The following is a 20,073-nucleotide window of genomic DNA, read 5'->3' as shown; positions in this document are numbered from 1 at the left end:
CGTGACGGCCGACGGTGCCTGGGCACGGGTGCGGGCGGTCAGTGGCCGGTGGGCGGTGTGGCCGGGCCGCCGGGGGTCGCCTCGCGGTCCGGGCCCTTGGCGGCCTCGGACTCGCTGTAGATGTCGGGTTCCAGGTAGATGACGCGGGCGATCGGGACGGCGTCGCGGATACGGGACTCGGCGGCGTCGATCGCGGAGGCGATCTCGGTGGCCGTGCCGTCGTGGCGGACGGCGATCTTGGCGGCGACGAGCAGTTCCTCGGGGCCGAGGTGGAGGGTGCGCATGTGGATGACGCCGGTGACCGTGTCGCCCGCGACGATCGCGGCCTCGATCCGCCGGACCGCGTCGATGCCCGCGGCCTCGCCGAGCAGCAGGGACTTCGTCTCGACGGCCAGGACCAGCGCGATCAGGATGAGCAGCACGCCGATGCACAGGGTGCCGATGCCGTCCCAGACGCCGTCGCCGGTGAGCAGGGCGAGGCCGACGCCGCCGAGGGCGAGGACCAGGCCGACGAGGGCGCCGAGGTCCTCCAGAAGGACGACCGGAAGTTCGGGGGCCTTGGCGTGGCGGACGAAGTCCTTCCAGGACTCGTTTCCGCGCAGGGGCCCGGCCTCCTTGACGGCGGTCCGGAAGGAGAAGGCCTCGGCGAGGATCGCGAAGGCCAGGACGCCCACCGGCCAGTACCAGTGCTCCAGTTCGTGCGGGTGCTTGATCTTCTCGTAGCCCTCGTAGACGGCGAACATGCCGCCGACCGAGAAGAGCACGATGGAGACGAGGAAGGCGTAGACGTAGCGCTCGCGGCCGTAGCCGAAGGGGTGTTGCGGGGTGGCCTCGCGCTGGGCACGCTTGCCGCCGATGAGCAGCAGTCCCTGGTTGCCCGAGTCGGCGAGGGAGTGCACGGACTCGGCGAGCATCGACGACGATCCGCTGAAGAGGAACGCCACGAACTTCGCTGCCGCGATCGAGAGGTTGGCGAGCAGTGCCGCCACGATCGCCCTGGTTCCGCCTGACGCGCTCATGTGTCGCGTTGTCCCTTCGCCTTCGTCTGCGTGCGAACGCCGTTGGGAGCGCGGCCGGTCGTCGGCCGTGCCCCGCCTGCGCGGTGCGCCATTGTTGCAGCCGCCCCGGCTCCGGCGTGCCGCGCGATCCGACGTGTGCCCGCCGGGCGGGACGTCAGACGCGCACGGTGGACCGGAAGAGCGTGCCGTTTCCGGACACCTCGGCCTTTTCGCCCGCCGGTACGAACACGGACTGGCCGGGGGCCAGTTGGTGTTCGCCCGCCCGTACGGTGCCGGCCGTGCAGAGCAGGATCTGCGGGGTGGTCAGGGTGAGGTCGTGGACGCCGGAGCCCTCGGGCAGGACGTGGCGGGACAGGCGGAACTCGTCGATCGGGGTGTCGTAGACCTCCTCGCCGTCGGGGGACGCCTCCGGGCGGAGGATGCCGGGCTCTCCGGCCTCGAAGCGGACGACGCGCAGGAGTTCGGGGACGTCGACGTGCTTGGGGGTCAGGCCGCAGCGCAGGACGTTGTCGGAGTTGGCCATGATCTCGACGCCGAGGCCGCTCAGGTAGGCGTGCGGGATGCCGGCCCCGAGGAAGAGGGCCTCGCCGGGCTGGAGCCGGACGTGGTTGAGGAGCATGGCGGCGAGGACGCCGGGGTCGCGCGGGTAGTGGCGGGCGATGTCGGCGTAGGGCGCGTAGGCGCCGCCGAGGCGGTCGCAGGCGGCGGCGGTCTCGGCGACGGTGCGGGACATCTCCTCGGGTTCGGCGGTGAGGATCGCGGTGAGGACCTCGCGCAGGGCGGCGTCCTCGGGCCGGGCGCGCAGCAGGTCGGCGTAGGGCTTGAGGGAGGCGATGCCGAGGCCGTCGAGCAGGTCGGCGGTGGCGGCCGGGGCGCGGAAGCCGCACAGGCCGTCGAACTCGGTGAGGGCGCAGATCAGTTCGGGCTTGTGGTTGGCGTCCTTGTAGTTGCGGTGCGGGGCGTCCAGGGGTACGCCCCGGCGCTCCTCGTCCGCGTAACCCGCCTCGGCCTGGGCCACATCGGGGTGGACCTGGAGGGAGAGCGGGGCGCCGGCCGCGAGGAGCTTGAGGAGGAAGGGAAGGCGGGGGCCGAATTTGGCCACCGAGGCGGGGCCGAGTTCCTTCTCGGGGTCGGCGTCGACGACCTCGGCGAGGGTGCCACGACCGGTGCGGGAGGGGGCGCCGGGGTGGGCGCCCATCCACATCTCCGCCTGCGGCTCGCCGGTCGGCTCGGTGCCGAGCAGGGTCGGGATCGCGGTGGTGGAGCCCCAGGCGTAGGGGCGGACGGTGTTGTCGAGGCGGTCCATGGGCTCTCTCTGCCGGTGCGTGCGCGGTGCGTTGTCCTGTGCGCGGGGGCGTGCTGGTCGGTGCCGTACGGGCTGGGCGTGCGGGTCTGCGCGTACGGCGATGATGCGTACGGATCTGGGCGTACGGCGATGGTGCGGGCGGGATCAGGCTCCCGAGGCGAGCGCCAGGTAGACGGCGGCGAAATCCGTGATGGCGATCAGTTCGGCGAGGGGTTCCAGTTCCCCGCCCGCCTCGGGTTCCAGTTCGCTGATCGGCGTGTCGTGACCGAGGGCCAGGTCGCGGGCGTTGGGGGCGGCGGTGAGGCCGCCGGTGGGGCGGTCGCGCAGGAGCACCACGCGTGCGCGCAGGGTGGGTGCCTCCTCGACGCGGTCGCGGAAGAAGTCGTCGGGGTCGGCGCCCGCGGCGAGCCGGCCGGCGAGCAGGGCGCTGTGCGCGGCGAGTGCCTCGGGCAGTTCGGCGACGAGGGCGGGGGTGCCGGACAGTTCGGCGAGCGCGGCGGCGAAGCGGCGGCCGGCCGGTCCCGCCGAGGTGCCCTCGGTCCAGATGACCGGGAGGGATTCGGCCAGCTCGGACGCCAGGGTCTTGGCGGGGTTGCTGTAGGTCACGACGGCGGGCCCGCAGCGTTCGGCGACGCTGTCGAGGCGGTCGGCGACCCTCTCGATGGCCTCGGGCGGCGCGTCGAGCAGGGCGGTGCGGTCCAGCAGCGCGAGCAGCGGGGTGAGCAGCGCCCACAGGACGCCGGGGGCGGCGCCGGCGAGGGGCTCGTCGTGGTCGTAGGGAGCGGTCGCCATCGGGATGAACAGGCCGTGTGAGGTGCTCACCGACTCGCTGAGCGGGGACCGGGCGGGGGCGACGGCGACGACCGTGCAGCCCCGGCGGTAGGCCTGTTCGGCGAGCAGGGACAGGCCGGGCTCGGTGCCGTCGGGGGTGGCGATCAGCAGGAGGTCCACGGAGCCGGCCCAGCCGGGCAGTTCCCAGCGCAGGGCGCCCGCGGCGGGGGCCACGCCGGTCGGGGCGAGGCGGATGACGGGGCTGCCGGCGCCGGCGAGGGTGCCCAGGAGGTCGGCGGCCTCGGTGGCCGCGGCGCCGGGACCGGCGATCAGGACGGCTCGGGGGCGTCCGTCGGGCTTGAGGCTGCCCACGCCTGCCTCGGCTGCGTGCCGGGCGGCGGTGCGTACGCGGGCCCCGGCCTCGGCGGCGCCGCGGAGCAGGCCGCGGCGGTCGGCCTGGGTGAGGCGCTCCGGGGCGTCGAGGAGTGATTCGTCGAGCATGGCGGCAGTCTCCGATCGCCGGAAGCGTTCGTGCGGGTGCGCGGGGTGCCCGGCCGTCGTTATCCGGGGCGGCGGGCCTCGTCGACGAGCAGGACGGGGATGCCGTCGCGCACCGGGTAGGCGAGGCCGCAGTCCTGGCCGGTGCAGATCAGCTCCGCGTCCTGCTCCTTGAGGGGGGCGTGGCACGCCGGGCAGGCGAGGATCTCCAGGAGGCCGGCTTCGAGCGGCATGGGGGTTCCCTTCGGGGATGGTGGGGCTTGTGCGGATGTGCTGGTCAGGGTACCGCCGGTGATGGGCCGGGCGGAGGGGCGCAGCCGCTGCGTGCCCCCGGCTCCCGTCCCGTGTCCGCCCGTCTGCCCCGGCGGGCCCCTCCTCACGCCCGGATGATTGCCAGCGCCTCGTCCCGCACCTTCGCCATCGTCGCCTCGTCGCGGGCCTCGGCGTTGAGGCGCAGCAGGGGCTCGGTGTTGGAGGGGCGGACGTTGAACCACCAGTCGGCCGACGTGACGGTGAGGCCGTCCAGGTCGTCCAGGGTGACGTCGTCGCGGCCCTCGTACGCGGCGCGGACCGCGGCGAGGCGGGCGGCCTGGTCGTCGACGGTGGAGTTGATCTCGCCGGATCCGGCGTAGCGGTCGTACTGGGCGACGAGGTCGGACAGCGTGCCCTGCTGTCCGCCGAGGGCGGCCAGGACGTGGAGGGCGGCCAGCATGCCGGTGTCGGCGTTCCAGAAGTCGCGGAAGTAGTAGTGCGCGGAGTGCTCGCCGCCGAAGATGGCGCCGGTGCGGGCCATCTCGGCCTTGATGAAGGAGTGGCCCACGCGGGTGCGTACCGGTGTGCCGCCGTTCTCCCGCACGACCTCCGGCACGGACCAGGAGGTGATCAGGTTGTGGATGACGATGCCGCTGCCGCCGTTGCGGGCGAGTTCGCGGGCGGCCACGAGGGCGGTGACGGCGGACGGGGGGACCGGGTCGCCGTTCTGGTCGACGACGAAGCAGCGGTCGGCGTCGCCGTCGAAGGCGATGCCGAGGTCGGCGCCCTCCTCGCGGACGCGCTCGCGCAGATCGACGAGGTTGGCCGGGTCGAGCGGGTTGGCCTCGTGGTTGGGGAAGGTGCCGTCCAGTTCGAAGTACATCGGCACGAGGTCGAGGGGGAGGCCGGCGAAGACCGAGGGGACCGTGTGACCGCCCATGCCGTTGCCCGCGTCGACGACGACCTTCAGGTGCCTGATGGCGGTGAGGTCGACGAGGGAACGCAGGTGGGCCGCGTAGTCGGCGAGCGTGTCGCGCCGGGTGACCGTGCCCGGCCGGGCCGCCGGCTCCGGGGGTCCCGAGACGCTCCAGCGCTCCACGAGGGCGCGGATCCGCGCGAGGCCGGTGTCCTGGCCGACGGGCGCGGCGCCCGCGCGGCACAGCTTGATGCCGTTGTACCGGGCCGGGTTGTGCGAGGCCGTGAACATTGCGCCCGGCAGGTCGAGCGCGCCGGAGGCGTAGTACAGCTGGTCGGTGGAGCACAGGCCGATCCCGGTCACGTCGGCGCCGCGGGCCGCCGCCCCGCGTGCGAAGGCGCCGGACAGGCCCGGGGAGGACGGGCGCATGTCGTGGCCGACGACGACGGCGCTCGCGCCGGTCAGCTCGACGAAGGCCGCGCCGAACAGTTCGGCGAGCGGCTCGTCCCACTGGTCCGGGACCACACCGCGTACGTCGTACGCCTTCACGATCTGCGACAGATCAGCAGCCACGGCCAACCTTCCTGAAAGTCTCGTCGGTGCCCACAAACTACCCGCAACCGCCGACCGGGGGTCGCGCGGTTCCGGAAGGTCAGGGCAGCATCCAGCCCAGGACCGGCGTGGACTGTCCGACGACGATCAGGCACATCACCAGCAGCAGGCCCAGGCTCCAGGGCAGCACCTTGCGCAGTACGTCTCCTTCGCGGCCCGCGAGTCCGACGGCCGCGCAGGCGATGGTGAGGTTCTGCGGGGAGATCATCTTGCCGAGGACGCCGCCGGAACTGTTGGCGGCGGCCAGCAGTTCGGGCGAGAGGCCGGACTCCCGCGCGGCGGTCACCTGGAGGGCGCCGAAGAGCGCGTTGGCCGAGGTGTCGGAGCCGGAGACGGCGACGCCGAACCAGCCGAGCACGGGTGACAGGAAGGCGAGTCCGGCGCCGGCCGCCGCGACGAAGTAGCCGATGGTGGCGGCCTGCCCGGAGAGGTTCATGACGTAGGCGAGGGCCAGTACCGAGGTGACGGTGAGGATCGCGAACCGCAGTTCGTACACGGTCGCCAGCCACTCCTTGACGGCCACGCGCGCGTGCAGGCCGAGGACGACGGCCGTGGCCGCTCCGGCGAACAGCACGAGCGTGCCGCCGGTGGAGACGATCGGCCAGGAGAAGACGTTGCCGCCGACCGGACTGCCCTCGGGGTCGGCCACGTCGAGGAACGGCCAGTCGTAGGTCTGGGTAGCCCCGGCCAGCCAGTCCTTGACCGGCGGGATCTGCGCCACGGAGAAGACGGCCACGATCAGCGCGTACGGCGCGTAGGCGCGCGCGACCTCCCGGCCGGAGTCCTCCTCGTCCAGTTCCTCGCTCCGTACGCCGGTCAGCACGGAGGTCCGTACGGGCTCGGCGGCGGGCCGGCGGGAGTGCGGCACGGCGACCAGGGCGCCGGCGCCGACCAGGGCGGCGGCGATGTCGGCGAGCTGGGCGGAGACGTAGTTGGACGCGACGAACTGGGCGAGGGCGAAGGCGACCCCGCAGGCCAACGCGGGCACCCAGGTCTCGCGCAGTCCGCGCCGCCCGTCCACCAGGGCGATCAGCAGCAGCGGGACCACGAGGGCCAGCAGGGGTGTCTGGCGGCCCACCACGGAGGCGACGACGTCCAGCGGCAGCCCGGTGACCTGGGCGAGCGTCACCACCGGGGTGCCCATCGCGCCGAAGGCGACGGGCGCGGTGTTGGCGACCAGCGACACGACCGCCGCGCGCACGGGGTCGAAGCCGAGGGCCACGAGCATGACCGAGCAGATCGCGACGGGCGCCCCGAACCCGGCGAGGGCCTCCAGCAGGGCGCCGAAGCAGAAGGCGACGACCAGGGCCTGGATGCGGGGGTCGTCGGAGAGCCGGCCGAAGGAGCGGCGCAGGATGTCGAAGTGCCGGGTGCGGACGGTCATCCGGTAGACCCACAGGGCGTTCACGACGATCCACAGGATGGGGAAGAGTCCGAACACGGCGCCCTGGACGGCGCCGGACGCCGTCTGGTCCAGCGGCATGCCGTAGACCAGCCAGGCGACGAGCACGGCCGCCAGCAGACCGATGAGACCGGCCAGGTGCGCCTTCATGCGGACGCCGCCCAGCAGGACGAGGACGATCACCAAGGGCAGGGCCGCCACCAGGGCGGACAGCCCGAGTGAACCGGCGACGGGTTCCAGTTCCTGGACGTACACGGGCGCCTCCCCGGGTTCCGCCATGCGAAAGTGAGTTCTCGCGGCTCCCGGAATGGTCGTGTCCGCGACAAGGAGACGTCAATGGGTCTGCGGCAACGGATGCCGACGGACGTGGCCGGCGTGACTCAGTTGTCGGGCGAGCGCAGCACGCGCAGATGGCCGCGGCGCGCGACCTCCATCGGGTCGGCCGCCCGTGGGCCGCCACCGGCCTCGGCGGTCCGCTCCTGGGGCCGGGCCGCCTCGCGCACCGCGTTGGCGAGGGCCTCCAGGTCGTCGCCGCTGGGGCGGGCCGGGGCCGAGCCGTCCAGCAGCCGGACGACCTCCCAGCCGCGCGGGGCGGTGAGGCGCTCGGAGTGCTCGGCGCACAGGTCGTAGCAGTGGGGTTCGGCGTAGGTGGCGAGCGGGCCGAGGACCGCGGTCGAGTCGGCGTAGACGTACGTCAGCGTCGCGACGGCGGGACGGCCGCAGGCGGTGCGCGAACAGCGACGTACAGGGCTCACGATGTTGGACGGTACCGCACTCTTGAGCGGGCTGCGACGACTCTCCACGAGGTCACACCACCGTGTCGTGGCGTGAAATGGCCCATGACCCCCTGCGAACACGCCCAGTTGACCTGCGTGGACGCCGGTTCCCGAGCGGCCGGGCGGCTTCGGAAGCGGTCACGGCCCTATGCAAACAGTGACATTTGCCTTGAGTTCCACGGTCGCGGAAGGGTACTGAATTGAGCCCAACCTTGGCTGGAATGGTCATCCGGCGACAAGCGGCAGAGGGTGCCCCGGCGCCGTCCGGTATGCGTGTGCGGTCCGGCGCGCGACCTCGGCGGGGACTACCCTTCACCAGTGATGGACAAGCCCGTGACGCCCCGTGATGCCGGCCGCCCAGGGCCCCGCCGCCGTGATCGCCACGGCCGGGGCATGCGCGGCCCGATCGCACCCCCGCAGGTGCCGCTCGCCGCGAGCCGCGGCGAGGTCTTCGCGGACCTGGTGCAGGACTCCGTGGAGCGCCTGGAGCGGCGGTGGCCGCAGCTCGCCGACATCGATTTCCTGGTGCTCGACGTGCCCCGGCTCCAGGGGGCCGGCACGACGTGGAACGACGAGGCGGTCCCGCTCGGGGGCACGGTGCCCTCGCACGACGGCGGCCGGGGCCGGGTGGTCGTGTACCGGCGGCCGGTCGAGATCCGGACCAAGGGGCGGGACGAGCGGGCGGCACTCGTGCACGAGGTCGTCGTGGAGCAGGTCGCGGAGCTGCTGGGCCTGACGCCCGAGACGGTGGACCCGCGCTACGGGGAGGACTGACCGGGCGCCTGGGCGCCGCGCGGAGGCTACCGCTGGAGCACCGACAGGTCCTCGTCCGCGTTCGGCACCGAGACCGTTCCGCCGTCGTCGGGGAGGGTCTGGACGGTGAAGGACGCCACACCGCCGTCCGATCCGGTCAGGGTGCGGGAGGCGTGGACCGGGCCGCCCGAGACGGTCTCGACGGTCAGCGCGTAAGTGCCCTTGAGCCCCTCGAGGACCGGCACCTCCACATTCTGCGTCGTGCCGCCCTTGACCGTGTACGTCCTGGTCGCCGCCGTGCCGCCCCCGGTGCCCGCCGACGCCGTGACCTTGACCCGCGCGGCCTCGCCGGTCGCGGCCAGGGACAGGAACGTGCCCTTGGCCCGGTTGTCCACGGCCGTCGCGCGCGCGCCCACCGGGTCGCAGGCCGGGATGAACGCCGACTCCTGCTTGCCGCCCTTGCCCCGCACCACCCGGACCGCGGCCACCACCGGCACCGACCGGTCCGTCGGTGTCAGCACCAGCGACCCCGCCTCGCCGCGCGTCACCTCGCCCAGGTCGACGCCCGTCGTCATCCCCGCCTTGACATGCACCGTCTCGTGACCGGCGGGGGTGATCAGCCCGGACGGCGAGGCGAGCCGCACCTTCAGGTCGGCGTCGGTGCCACCGGGCGTGAACAGCACCAGGCGCACGGCGGTGGCGTCCTTCGGGAGGCCCGGCAGCACGAGGCTGCCCGCCGGGTCCGCGGCCGCGGTCAGCCAGTCGCCGCCGGTCTTGTCGTCCAGGGCCTGCACCGCGGCGCCGACCCGCCCGCTGCGCACACCGACGTGCACGGTCAGGTCGGTCTGCTCCACGTCGCTGAGCGTGGACAGCAGGAGGTCCTGAGCGGCGTGCGGCGCGACCGTGATGCCCTCCCCCACCGTGGACTTCAGGGCACCGTCCTTGCCGTAGAGCTGGATGTCGACGACGGCCGCCGAGTCGTCGGGGTTGGTCAGGTGCACGTAGTCGGTGCGGCCGGCCGCCGTGCTGGCGCCCGGGAACCAGAACTCCGTGTCCGGGGCCGTGCAGTTGACGCCCTGGAGGCCCCGGCCCGTCCCGGCGGCGACCTCGGTGGTCTGCTGGACCGTCCAGCCGGGCGCGAAGCTGCCCTCCGCGGTGCCGATCAGTGCGGGTGCGTCGGCGCCGGAGGTCTTCCCGGTGACCGGGGTGCCGGGCGCCTTGGGCTGGACGACGGGCTTCTCGGGCTTCTTGCCGGTCTTCTTGCCGTCCCCGGCGTCCGTGTCTGCGTCCGCGTCGCCCGACTCCGCCGCCTTGAGCGCGGCCTCGCCCTTCTCGTCGGTGCCCTTCGTGACGGGCGTGAACGAGGTGTACGCGGTCTCGGCGAGGTCGGAGGTGCTGGGCGCCGGGCACAGCAGGCTGGTGCGCTCCACGGGCAGCAGGCCGGCCGGCGCGGCGGTGTCCGTGCCGGAGGTCTCCGGGGCGGACACCGCCGCGAATCCGGTGACGGCGGCGAGCGCGGTCGCGCAGGCGATCAGGGACAGGGTCGTGCGCTTCACTGCTGGCTCCCGTCGGGCCGCTCACTGCCCGTGCCGTGGGGGTGGTGGGGCTGGGAAGGGTCGTACGGCGTGTCGTATCCGTCCCGGCCGTACGCCTGGTCGAAGGCGGCGGGGTCGTACCCGCCCTCCTGAGCCTGGGCCTGGGCCGGGTCGCCGTAGCCGTACGGGTCGTACTGCCCCGTGCCGTACTGGGTGGCCTGGCCGTCCTGCCCGCCCTGGTAGGCGTCGGCCTGGTACGGATCCGCCTGATACGGATCCTCCTGATACGGCTGCTGGGCGTAGGCGCCCTGGTCGTACTGCTGGGCGCCCCGGTACTGCTCGCCGCCGTACGTGTCGTAGGTGCCGTACCCGTCACCGGCGTACCCCGCCGAGTCCCACTCGCCGTACGCCGGTTGCTGCGGGATCGGCACCGGTGCCGCCATGGGCGGTTCCGGCTCCTCGGACCCGTCGTAGGGGCCGTCCGCGTCCTCGGGCGCCGGCTCGGTCCCCGCGGCGGCCTCGGCGTCGGCCTCCGCCTGGGCGCGCAGCCGCCGTGCCCGGCGTCCCTCGCCCTCGACGGCCTCGGCCGGGACGAGCGGCTCCTCGGGCAGGTCGTCGTCCACGTCGCGGCGCCTGCCGGGCAGGGCGAGGACGACCAGGACGACGGCGAGCAGGCCCTGGGCCCACAGCCAGGCGGTGTGGGTGAAGGGGGCGTCGTAGGTGATGTCCAGCTTTCCGCCGGAGGCGGGGAGTTCGAAGCCCTGCGCCCAGCCGTCGACCGTGGTGCGGGCGAGCGGCCTGCCGTCCAGGGTGGCCGTCCAGCCCTCGGCGGCGGTGTCGGCGAGGCGCAGCACCCGCCCCTCGGAGCCGGCGGGGATCTCGGTGTGGACCTCGACGGGTCCGGCCGCCACGGGCTGCGGCCGGCCGGCATTGGAGGTCTCGCCGGACACGATGGTCGCGCGCGCGACCTCCTGGTCGACCCGCCACAGTCCGCTGCCGTCCTGCTGGCTGAGCCGGCTCAGACCGGGCGTGGCGTCCAGGACCCGGGTGACCTCGCGGGGCGCGCCCTTGTGCACGAGCACGTAGCGCACGGCGAAGCCGCCGAGCTGCTGGGCCTGGTCGGCGCCGGAGCCGGCCACGAGATTGGCGACGGTCTTGTCGAGTCCGCTGTTCCCGCCGTCGCCGGTGGCCAGTTCGCCGTCGCCGAGGCGGGCCCCGGAGCCGCGGACCAGCATGTAGCCCACGTGGGCGGCGGAGTCGCTGTCGAGCACGAGGGTGCGGGCCTGGTCGCGGGTCTGGCTCTCCTCGGCGACGAACGCGGGCACCTGTACCGGGTCGCGGCGCTCCAGGGGGCCGTCGGCGCCCCCGATCATCCAGCCGACGGCTGCGATCAGCGGGCCGACGGCCGAGGCGAGGGCGACCAGGGCGGCGACGGGCTGGCGCCAGCCGAAGCTCTGCTCGGCCACGCGCGAGCGTGCCCCGTCGGCGCCGAGGACGGCGGCGGACAGCAGGGCGATGCCGTAGACGAGGGTGGCGGGTCCCGCCCAGGCCGAGCGGTTGGCGAGGACCGCGAAGACGAGGGCGACCAGGGCGACGGCCCACGCCGCCCGGATGCCCGACTGGCGTTCCGAGCGCAGCAGGGCGGCAAGCGCGGCCAGCACGATGCCGATGAGGACCAGCCCGCCGACCGTGCCGGGCCCGCCGGGGCTCGCCCCGAGCAGGTCGAGGGCGGAGGCGGCCGAGGAGCCGTACTCCAGACCGGCCTCGTCGAAGAAGCCGAACGGGAGCAGCGACAGCGACCAGGGGGCGAGGAGCAGCAGCGGGGTGCCGAGCTGGGCGAGGAAGCGCGGCCCGTACGCCGTGATCTCGCCCCGGCGCAGGGCCAGGACCGCGACGCCGAGGACCAGCGCGACGGGCCACACGACGGGCGTGAAGGCGGTGGTGATCGTCAGCAGCAGCGCGTACGCCCAGGTGGCCCGCCAGCTGCCGCGGGCGCCGGAGGGGCCGGTGAGGCCGGCCGCCGCGACGCCCGCGCGCGCGATGAGCGGCAGCAGGACGGCGAGGACGGCGGTGCCGACGCGGCCGCCGGCGAGTGCGCCGGTGACGGCGGGCAGGAAGGCGTAGGCGACGGCCGCCCAGGCGCGCAGCAGCCGGGAGGTGACGAGCGGGCGGGAGGCGAAGTACGCGGTGACGCCGGCCAGGGGCACCGAGCCGACCAGCAGCAGGGTGACGGCGAGTCCGGTCGAGCCGAGCAGCACGGAGGACAGCGCCGCCAGGATCGCGAGGTAGGGCGGCGCGGAGGCGGTGCCGCCCGTGCCGACGGTGTGCCAGGCGTCCGTGTACCGCGACCACAGCTCGCCGGCGCCGGCCGGGGCGGGCAGCAGCGCGCCGCCCGCCAGCGCGCCGCTGCCGAGGAACGCGCGGCAGGCGGCCAGCGAGACCAGGAGCAGCACCAGGAAGAGCACCGGGCCGGGTTTGCGGGCGACGCGCTTGAGGCGGGCGAACTGCTCCACCTCCAGGAAGTCGGCGTCGTCACCGCCGGGTCCGGACTCGATGGCGCCGCCGTGCCGTCCGGCGCCGGTGGCCGCCTCGGCCTCGGAGCTGCCGGAGAGATTGCCCGCGACCTGTTCGACGGTGACGCGGATGGTCGCGCCGGGGGGCGGGAACAGGGGGCGCAGTTCGTCCTTCTCGACCTGCGGGCGGCCGCGTTCGCGCCGTGCGGCGATGATGCGCTCGGGGCGCAGCAGGACGCCCAGCAGGCCCCGGATCTCGTCGAGTGCCTGTCCGGGGACCTTGCCGACGAGGTAGGCGAGGGTCCGCAGCAGGGTGCCGAGGACGATGCGCAGCAGCACCCAGGGCAGGGCGGCGGTGCGGACGTTGGCGAGGAGGGTGTGGACGGCGCCGGCCTTGTCGACCTTGTGCGGGGAGGCGGTGGTGCGCCCCGCGCAGTCCACGGCGCGGCGTTCCCGGGAGGCCGCCTCGGCGTGGCGTACGACCGCCTCGGGGGCGATGAGGACGCGGAATCCGGCGGTGTGCGCGCGCCAGCACAGGTCGACGTTGTCGCGCATCAGGGGCAGCCGGCGGTCGAACCCGCCGAGCTGCTCGAAGACATCACGCCGGATCAGCATGCCCGCGGTGGACACCGACAGGACGGACCGGACGTGGTCGTGCTGGCCCTGGTCCTGTTCGCGGCGGTCCAGGCCGGTCCAGCGGCGGCCGGAGTTGGCGATGGAGACGCCGACCTCGAGCAGTTGCCTGCGGTCGTACCAGCCGCGGAGCTTGGGGCCGACGACGGCGACGTCCTCGCGGCCGAGTTCGTACTCGGTGTCCACGACGCGCAGCAGCTCGGACAGGGCGTCCGGTTCGGGAGCGCAGTCGTCGTGCAGCAGCCAGAGCCACTGCACCGGCTCTCCGTGGGGAAGCTCCGGCAGGTCGTAGGCGTCGTCGCGCCAGGTGCGCGTGACGGGGTCCCAGCCGCTCGGCCGCCGCAGATAGGGCAGGTCGTCGGGGGTGAGGACGGGGGCGGTGCGGGCGGCCTCCTCGACGGCCTGGCCGAAGCCGGTGCGCCGGGCGAGGTGGAGCACGTGGTCGTCGCCGAGCACGTCGCCGACCAGCCGGGCGGAGTCGTCGGCGCTGCCGGTGTCGGCGGCCACGGCGTACTGGACGGGGCGCTCCTGGCCGAGCAGCCCGGCGAGCGCGTCGGACAGCCAGCGGGCTCCGTCGTGGGCGACGAGGACCGCGGTCACCACGTGACGCGGGAACTCAGGTGTGGCAGCGAGGTCTTGCTGCGCTGCCGTGTGACTCTGCACGGACATCGAGGTACGGGCCCCGGTTCGGTGGACTGCGGTGGACGCCCGTGCCCGTTGAGGGTGGCGGGGCGTCTCGGACGAGCGCCCACACTATCGGCTGGGCAGGAAGAGGGCCCGCCACCTGTGGACAACCCACCCGCGACAGGCCGTTCCCGCAGTTCGGGAGCCGTTCGCGCCGCTCTGTCAGACGGCGGCCTTTTTCAGGCGGCGGCGTTCCCTCTCGGACAGGCCGCCCCAGATGCCGAAGCGCTCGTCGTTGGCAAGGGCGTATTCGAGGCATTCGGAGCGGACCTCGCAGGCGAGGCAGACCTTCTTGGCCTCCCGGGTCGAGCCGCCCTTCTCGGGGAAGAAGGACTCGGGGTCGGTCTGGGCGCACAGTGCGCGCTCCTGCCAGCCGAGTTCCTCGTCCGCGTCGTCGACCAGCAGTTGCTGCACCAGCTCGGTCATGTGCGCCCCTCGTCTGTCTTTCGCGTCCCCGTGATCCAGCCGTTATCGATTCCGGCTGAACGACACGAGTGAAATTACAAGTGTGATGCTCCGAGCGAGTCAAGCCGGGATCTGCTATTGAGCCCCTTATTCACTCTGCGGAACCAAGGCCAAGCGGAAAGTGTTCAAATCGCCATAAACCTTGACACACCAATGAGGCCCACGAGGACGCCCGACCGGCACAGCACCTGCACCGGGAAGGACGCCCCGGCGATCGATCCCGTTCCGATACACACGCCGAAGCGAACCTGATCACATTCGGATCACGGGATCGCAACGGGGGTTGTGCGCCCGGCTAGTGCGCCATGTGTCCCGGAAGCCGTCTGAGCAAACCTTTCACCTATGAGATGAACCGGATGAGGTGAAACATGTCCCACATAACGGGCGCCGAGTTGACAGTGCTGGTGTGAACCGCTGTTCTTGTGGGCATGCTCGCGAACTTGGCACTCACCTCGACCCGCACCTCCGGGTCCCGCGGTGCTGCCCACGCTCGCTGTAGCTGTTGCCGCTGTTCCAGCTGTTGAGCCCACCGCGCTCCGGCTGTCCCCGAGTCCACGCGACTCGCCGGTCCGTCCCGCCCCACCAGGGCGTTCCGCGTCATCCGCTCCGCTCTCCGCACTCATTTGCCGAGGAACCACCGCACCCATGAACAGCGACAGCGACCTCCAGATCGCCGGCGACATCCTCGAAGTACCCCACCTCCTCCAGGCTCCGCGCGAGCACCCGGCCACCGTCGCCGAGTTCGCCGGCCTGGCCCGCTCCATCGCCGCCGACCGCTCCGCGTGGGAACACCTCGTCAGGTACGACGCGACGACCCGCTGGTACCACCGGCTGCGCACCGGCCCCGGCTACGAGGTCTGGCTGCTGTCCTGGGTGCCGGGGCAGGGCAGCGGACGCCACGACCACGGACCCTCCTCCGGCGTGTGGACCGTCCTGGAGGGCGCCCTCACCGAGCACACGGAGCGCGGCACGCGCGCGTTGCGGTCGGGAGGGCAGCGCGTGTTCGCGCCGGGGTACGTGCACGAGGTGATCAACGACACGCTGGAGCCCGCGGTCAGCCTGCACGTCTACTACCCGGGCCTCACCGCGATGCCCATGCACTCGCCGCAGTGCTCCACGGCCGCGCCGCGGGGCACGGACGCCGGTGCCGTGACGACTGGCTGACGCGCTGTCGTACCCGCCTGCAAGACTGGGGCCATGCGCATTGTGGTTCTGGCAGGCGGCATCGGCGGTGCCCGGTTCCTGCGTGGTCTGAAGCAGGCCGCGCCGGACGCGGACATCACGGTCATCGGCAACACCGGGGACGACATCCACCTCTTCGGCCTGAAGGTCTGCCCGGACCTCGACACGGTGATGTACACGCTCGGCGGCGGCATCAACGAGGAGCAGGGCTGGGGGCGGGCCGACGAGACCTTCCACCTCAAGGAGGAACTGGCGGCGTACGGCATCGGGCCCGAGTGGTTCGGCCTCGGCGACCGCGACTTCGCCACACACATCGTGCGGACGCAGATGATCACGGCCGGTTATCCGCTCAGCGCGGTGACACAGGCCCTGTGCGACCGCTGGAAGCCCGGGGTGCGGCTCATCCCGATGACCGACGACCGCGTGGAGACGCACGTCGCCGTCGAGCTGGACGGGGAGCGCAAGGCGGTCCACTTCCAGGAGTACTGGGTACGGCTGCGGGCCTCGGTGCCCGCCGAGGCGGTCGTACCGGTCGGCGCCGAGCAGGCCAAGCCCGCGCCCGGCGTCCTGGAGGCCATCGCCGAGGCGGACGTGATCCTCTTCCCGCCCTCCAACCCGGTCGTCTCGGTCGGCGCCATCCTCGCCGTGCCCGGCGTCCGGGAGGCGATCGCCGAAGCCGGGGTGCCGGTGGTCGGCCTCTCCCCGATCGTCGGGGACGCGCCCGTGCGCGGGATGGCCGACAAGGTGCTCGCGGCGGTCGGCGTGGAGTCCACGGCGGCCGCGGTCGCCGAGCACTACGGCTCGGGACTGCTCGACGGCTGGCTGGTCGACACGGTCGACGCGGAGTCCGTCACGCGCGTGAAGGCGGCCGGCGTCCTCTGCCGCGCCGTACCGCTGATGATGACCGGCCTCGACGCGACGGCGCAGATGGCCCGGGAGGCGCTGACGCTGGCGGAGGAGGTGCGGGAGGCGTGAGCGACGACGTGCGCGACGGAGCTTCCGGCCCGCCGCAGGGCTACCGGGTGTGGGCCCTTTCCGGCCTGCCCGAGGTACGGCCGGGCGACGACCTGGCCAAGCTGATCGCGGCGACCGAGCCGGGACTCGCCGACGGGGACGTGCTGCTCGTCACCTCCAAGATCGTGTCCAAGGCCGAGGGACGCGTCGTCCGGGCCGCCGACCGGGAGGACGCGATCGACGCGGAGACCGTGCGGGTGGTGGCCCGGCGCGGCGCGCTGCGCATCGTCGAGAACCGCCAGGGCCTGGTCATGGCGGCCGCCGGGGTCGACGCGTCCAACACCCCCGCCGGGACGGTGCTGCTGCTCCCCGAGGACCCGGACGCCTCCGCGCGCGGCATCCGGGACGGACTGCGCGACACGCTGGGCGTGCGGGTCGGCGTGGTCGTCACCGACACCTTCGGGCGGCCCTGGCGCGCCGGGCTCACGGACGTGGCGATCGGCGCCGCCGGGGTACGGGTCCTCGACGACCTGCGCGGGGGAACGGACGCGCACGGCAATCCGCTCGGCGCCACCGTCGTCGCCACCGCCGACGAGCTGGCCGCCGCGGGCGACCTGGTCAAGGGCAAGTCCGCGGGGCTGCCCGTCGCCGTCGTGCGCGGGCTGGCGCGGGCGGTCACCGAGGACGACGGCGAGGGCGCGCGGGCGATGGTGCGCGGCGCTCGCGACGACATGTTCCGCCTCGGCACGTCGGAGGCGGTACGGCAGGCGGTCGCCCAGCGCCGTACGGTACGGGCCTTCACCGACGAGCCGGTCGACCCCGGTGCCGTGCGCCGGGCGGTGGCCGCGGCCGTGACCGCTCCGGCGCCGCACCACACGACGCCGTGGCGGTTCGTGCTGCTGGAGTCGGCCGTCTCCCGTACCCGGCTGCTGGACGCGATGCGGGACGCCTGGATCGCGGACCTGCGGCGGGACGGCAAGAGCGAGGAGTCGATCGCCAAGCGCGTCCGGCGCGGGGACGTCCTGCGCAACGCGCCCTACCTCGTCGTCCCCTGTCTGGTCATGGACGGCTCGCACACGTACGGGGACGCGCGGCGCGACGGGGCCGAGCGGGAGATGTTCGTGGTCGCCACCGGCGCCGGCGTGCAGAACCTGCTCGTCGCGCTCGCCGGCGAGCGGCTGGGTTCGGCGTGGGTGTCCTCGACGATGTTCTGCCGGGACGTCGTACGGGACGTGCTGGGGCTGCCGGGCGACTGGGACCCGATGGGGGCGGTGGCGGTCGGGCATCCGGCGCAGGAGCCGAAGGCCCGGCCGGAGCGGGACGCGGGGGCGTTCATCGAGGTGCGGTGATCCCCTTCTTCTCCTGGACGCTCTCTCCGCTCCTCACTCCCAAGGACCTCACTGGTGGCAGGACGTTTCGCTCCCCGGCCCGCGCGTGCCCCGGTACGCGGCGGGGACGCCGTCGTGCCCCGGCAGGCCCCCGCGCCGGGCAAGGTGCGGGTGTGGGTGCCGGACGGGCCGCTGGACCTGGGGCTGGTGCTCGGTCCGCTGCGGCGCGGGCTCGGTGATCCGACGTTCCGGACGACGCCGGACGGGTCGGTGTGGCGGGCCAGCCGGACGCCCGCCGGGCCGGGCACGCTGCGGGTCGCCGTGCGCGGCGGGGAGGTTCGGGGCGAGGCCTGGGGGCCGGGGGCCCAGTGGCTGCTGGAGGAGCTGCCGCGGATGCTGGGCGCCGACGACGACCCGTCCGCGTTCGTGCCGCGGCACCGGCTGCTGGCGCTGACGCGGCATCGGCGGCCGGGGCTGCGGTTGTCGCGGACCGGTCTTGTGCTGGAGTCGCTGATCCCGTCGGTCCTGGAACAGAAGGTCACGACGATGGAGGCGTACCAGGCGTGGCGGCTGCTCGTCCGGAAGTTCGGGGAGCCGGCGCCCGGACCGGCTCCCGGGCGGATGTGTGTCATGCCGTCGGCGCGGACGTGGGCGCTGATCCCGTCCTGGGAGTGGCATCTGGCCGGGGTGGACAACAAGCGGGCGTCGACGATCCTGCGGGCCGTGCGGGTCGCTGCGCGGCTTGAGGAGGCGGCCGGGATGGAGCCGGTGGCGGCGCGGGAACGGCTGGAACTCGTGTCCGGGATCGGGCCGTGGACCTCCGCGGAGACGGTGCAGCGCAGTCATGGGGCGCCGGACGAGGTGACGGTGGGGGATCTGCATCTGCCGGGGATCGTGGGGTTCGCGCTGGGCGGGGAGCGGTACGCGGACGATGCCGCGATGTTGCGCCTGCTGGAGCCGTATGCGGGGCAGCGGCATCGGGCGGCTCGGCTGGTGCTGTTGAGTGGGCGGGCGCCTGGGCGGCGGGCTCCGCGGATGGCTCCGCGGGGGATTGAGCGGTTGTGAGCCGGGGTCACTGTCCGGTGCCCGGCACGCTGTGGGCCGGGGGGTGGGTGACGCGGGCCGGTGTTTGCCGGGTGCCCGGCGTGCTGTGGGCCGGGGTGGGTGACGCGGGCCGGCGCTGGGCGGGTGCCGCTGCGCCCGCCCGTGCCGCCCTGGGGGTACCTCCCAGGGCGTTCAGGCACTGGGGGAGGCACGACTGCCCGCAGCTGGGGCGGCACGGTCAGACGCGGCTGGGGCGGCAGGGTGGTGGTTGCGGCTCTGGTCGTGTGGGGCTACGTGTCTGAGGAGAAGCGCAGGGATGCCGGGGGGATGTGGGCGTCGCACCAGATTCTGGCGCCTGAGCGGAGTTCGTTGTCGGCGCCGATGATCGCGCCGTCGCCGATGACCGTGTCGCTGAGGACCGAGCGGGTGCCGACGCGGGCGCGGGTGCCGATGAGGGAGTCGGTGATGACGGCGCCCGGCTCGATGACGGCGCCGGGGAGGATCGTGCTGCCGAAGACGCGCGCACCCTCCGCCACGAACGCGCCCTCGCCGACCACCGTGCCGCCGGCCAGCTTGGCGTCGGGCGCGACCTGGGCCGTGGGCAGGACGAGGCGGTCGCCGCAGCGGCCCGGTATCGCCGGCGAGGGGGCGCGGCCCAGGACCAGGTCCGCGGAGCCGCGTACGAAGGCCGCCGGGGTGCCGAGGTCCAGCCAGTACGTGGAGTCGACCATGCCCTGGAGGTGCGCCCCGGTGGCGAGGAGTTCCGGGAAGGTCTCGCGTTCGACCGAGACCGGGCGCCCCGCCGGGATCGTGTCGACGACCGAGCGGCGGAAGACGTACGCCCCCGCGTTGATCTGGTCGGTGACGATCTCCTGCGGGGTCTGGGGCTTCTCCAGGAAGGCGAGCACCCGGCCCGTGTCGTCCGTGGGGACCAGCCCGTACGCCCTCGGGTCGGTCACCTTCGTCAGATGCAGGGAGACGTCCGCGCCCGTCGTCGCGTGGGTGCGGACCAGCGCGCCGATGTCGAGCCCGGTCAGGATGTCGCCGTTGAAGACGAGGACCGGTTCGTCGGGGCCGGAGTGCAGCCGGGAGGCCACGTTGCGGATCGCGCCGCCCGTGCCGAGCGGCTCCTCCTCCGTGACGTACTCGAGGTGCAGGCCCAGCGCCGAGCCGTCGCCGAAGTACGGTTCGAAGACCTCTGCCAGATAGCTCGTCGCGAGCACGACGTGCTCGACGCCCGCCGCCCTGGCCCGCGCCAACTGGTGTGTGAGGAACGGCACTCCGGCGGCCCGGACCATGGGCTTGGGCGTGTGCACCGTGAGCGGGCGCAGCCGTGTGCCCTTGCCGCCGACCAGGAGTATCGCTTCTGTCACCTGTCGTCTCTGCTTCCTGCCGGGCCGGCCGAACTGTCCTTCGGCCGGCCAGTGTAT

At 73.6% G+C, this 20,073-nt stretch carries 16 protein-coding genes; 5 read left to right on the top strand and 11 right to left on the bottom strand.

Annotated elements, in window-relative coordinates; all coding sequences use genetic code 11:
* Positions 1 to 38 precede the first annotated feature (38 nt).
* The 7 genes from AC4IHM_RS20235 to AC4IHM_RS20205 form a co-directional block, all read right to left on the bottom strand.
* Positions 39 to 1,019 carry a cation diffusion facilitator family transporter gene (locus AC4IHM_RS20235; RefSeq protein ID WP_490868417.1) on the bottom strand — a complete coding sequence of 327 codons (981 nt, stop codon included), beginning with the start codon at positions 1,017 to 1,019 and terminating at the stop codon, positions 39 to 41.
* Positions 1,020 to 1,173: 154 nt separating this feature from the next.
* Positions 1,174 to 2,325: a mannose-6-phosphate isomerase, class I gene (manA, locus tag AC4IHM_RS20230; protein WP_490868416.1), complete on the bottom strand. Its 1,152-nt coding sequence runs from the start codon at positions 2,323 to 2,325 to the stop codon at positions 1,174 to 1,176.
* A 144-nt stretch (positions 2,326 to 2,469) separates the two neighbouring features.
* Positions 2,470 to 3,597: an SIS domain-containing protein gene (locus tag AC4IHM_RS20225; RefSeq protein ID WP_490868415.1), complete on the bottom strand. Its 1,128-nt coding sequence runs from the start codon at positions 3,595 to 3,597 to the stop codon at positions 2,470 to 2,472.
* Between the two features lie 59 nt (positions 3,598 to 3,656).
* Positions 3,657 to 3,827: a Trm112 family protein gene (locus AC4IHM_RS20220; RefSeq protein ID WP_216725222.1), complete on the bottom strand. Its 171-nt coding sequence runs from the start codon at positions 3,825 to 3,827 to the stop codon at positions 3,657 to 3,659.
* A 143-nt stretch (positions 3,828 to 3,970) separates the two neighbouring features.
* The gene (locus AC4IHM_RS20215; protein ID WP_490868414.1) at positions 3,971 to 5,335 is read right to left on the bottom strand and encodes a phosphomannomutase/phosphoglucomutase; all 1,365 of its coding nucleotides are present in this window, start codon (positions 5,333 to 5,335) and stop codon (positions 3,971 to 3,973) included.
* Positions 5,336 to 5,414: 79 nt separating this feature from the next.
* On the bottom strand, positions 5,415 to 7,031 hold the full coding sequence (locus AC4IHM_RS20210) for an L-lactate permease (RefSeq protein WP_490870882.1): 1,617 nt from the start codon (positions 7,029 to 7,031) through the stop codon (positions 5,415 to 5,417).
* Between the two features lie 125 nt (positions 7,032 to 7,156).
* Positions 7,157 to 7,579, bottom strand: a complete 423-nt coding sequence (locus tag AC4IHM_RS20205) for a DUF3499 domain-containing protein (RefSeq protein ID WP_490868413.1) — start codon at positions 7,577 to 7,579, stop codon at positions 7,157 to 7,159.
* Positions 7,580 to 7,873: 294 nt separating this feature from the next.
* Here AC4IHM_RS20205 and AC4IHM_RS20200 point away from each other — a divergent pair, with 294 nt between their 5' ends.
* Entirely contained in the window at positions 7,874 to 8,326 is a 453-nt protein-coding gene (locus AC4IHM_RS20200; protein WP_490868412.1) for a metallopeptidase family protein, read from the top strand.
* 26 nt (positions 8,327 to 8,352) lie between these two features.
* Here AC4IHM_RS20200 and AC4IHM_RS20195 read toward each other — a convergent pair whose 3' ends face one another.
* From AC4IHM_RS20195 to AC4IHM_RS20185, 3 genes are all read right to left on the bottom strand, one after another.
* Entirely contained in the window at positions 8,353 to 9,861 is a 1,509-nt protein-coding gene (locus AC4IHM_RS20195; RefSeq protein ID WP_490868411.1) for a DUF5719 family protein, read from the bottom strand.
* On the bottom strand, positions 9,858 to 13,655 hold the full coding sequence (locus AC4IHM_RS20190) for a glycosyltransferase family 2 protein (protein ID WP_490868410.1): 3,798 nt from the start codon (positions 13,653 to 13,655) through the stop codon (positions 9,858 to 9,860). Before AC4IHM_RS20190 ends, AC4IHM_RS20195 begins: the two co-directional genes overlap by 4 nt.
* 177 nt (positions 13,656 to 13,832) lie before the next feature.
* Entirely contained in the window at positions 13,833 to 14,096 is a 264-nt protein-coding gene (locus tag AC4IHM_RS20185; protein ID WP_003975777.1) for a WhiB family transcriptional regulator, read from the bottom strand.
* Between the two features lie 684 nt (positions 14,097 to 14,780).
* Between AC4IHM_RS20185 and AC4IHM_RS20180 the strand changes: the two genes are divergently transcribed.
* The 4 genes from AC4IHM_RS20180 to AC4IHM_RS20165 are packed head-to-tail and all read left to right on the top strand — an operon-like array spanning position 14,781 to position 18,664.
* Positions 14,781 to 15,299, top strand: a complete 519-nt coding sequence (locus AC4IHM_RS20180) for a cysteine dioxygenase (RefSeq protein ID WP_490868409.1) — start codon at positions 14,781 to 14,783, stop codon at positions 15,297 to 15,299.
* A 33-nt stretch (positions 15,300 to 15,332) separates the two neighbouring features.
* A complete protein-coding gene (gene cofD, locus AC4IHM_RS20175; protein ID WP_490868408.1) occupies positions 15,333 to 16,292 on the top strand; it encodes a 2-phospho-L-lactate transferase in 960 nt (319 codons plus the stop codon).
* Positions 16,289 to 17,620, top strand: coding sequence for a coenzyme F420-0:L-glutamate ligase (locus AC4IHM_RS20170; protein WP_490868407.1), 1,332 nt, complete (start codon positions 16,289 to 16,291; stop codon positions 17,618 to 17,620). The genes cofD and AC4IHM_RS20170 overlap by 4 nt, the downstream gene beginning before the upstream one ends.
* Before the next feature lie 54 nt (positions 17,621 to 17,674).
* Positions 17,675 to 18,664, top strand: a complete 990-nt coding sequence (locus AC4IHM_RS20165) for a DNA-3-methyladenine glycosylase family protein (protein WP_490868406.1) — start codon at positions 17,675 to 17,677, stop codon at positions 18,662 to 18,664.
* Positions 18,665 to 18,933: 269 nt separating this feature from the next.
* Here AC4IHM_RS20165 and manB read toward each other — a convergent pair whose 3' ends face one another.
* The gene (gene manB / locus AC4IHM_RS20160) at positions 18,934 to 20,016 is read right to left on the bottom strand and encodes a mannose-1-phosphate guanylyltransferase (protein ID WP_490868405.1); all 1,083 of its coding nucleotides are present in this window, start codon (positions 20,014 to 20,016) and stop codon (positions 18,934 to 18,936) included.
* Positions 20,017 to 20,073 lie beyond the last annotated feature (57 nt).

It is taken from the genome of Streptomyces sp. SL06, assembly GCF_058244745.1.
The sequence above is the reverse complement of the archived record's forward strand: the minus strand, read 5'-3'. Positions and strand labels throughout refer to the sequence as shown.

Coding starts and splice junctions, on each gene's coding strand:
- AC4IHM_RS20235 (WP_490868417.1), bottom strand. CDS start 1,019: ATGAGCGCGTCAGGCGGAACCAGGGCGATCGTGGCGGCACTGCTCGCC.
- manA (WP_490868416.1), bottom strand. CDS start 2,325: ATGGACCGCCTCGACAACACCGTCCGCCCCTACGCCTGGGGCTCCACC.
- AC4IHM_RS20225 (WP_490868415.1), bottom strand. CDS start 3,597: ATGCTCGACGAATCACTCCTCGACGCCCCGGAGCGCCTCACCCAGGCC.
- AC4IHM_RS20220 (WP_216725222.1), bottom strand. CDS start 3,827: ATGCCGCTCGAAGCCGGCCTCCTGGAGATCCTCGCCTGCCCGGCGTGC.
- AC4IHM_RS20200 (WP_490868412.1), top strand. CDS start 7,874: ATGGACAAGCCCGTGACGCCCCGTGATGCCGGCCGCCCAGGGCCCCGC.
- AC4IHM_RS20190 (WP_490868410.1), bottom strand. CDS start 13,655: ATGTCCGTGCAGAGTCACACGGCAGCGCAGCAAGACCTCGCTGCCACA.
- AC4IHM_RS20185 (WP_003975777.1), bottom strand. CDS start 14,096: ATGACCGAGCTGGTGCAGCAACTGCTGGTCGACGACGCGGACGAGGAA.
- AC4IHM_RS20180 (WP_490868409.1), top strand. CDS start 14,781: ATGAACAGCGACAGCGACCTCCAGATCGCCGGCGACATCCTCGAAGTA.
- cofD (WP_490868408.1), top strand. CDS start 15,333: ATGCGCATTGTGGTTCTGGCAGGCGGCATCGGCGGTGCCCGGTTCCTG.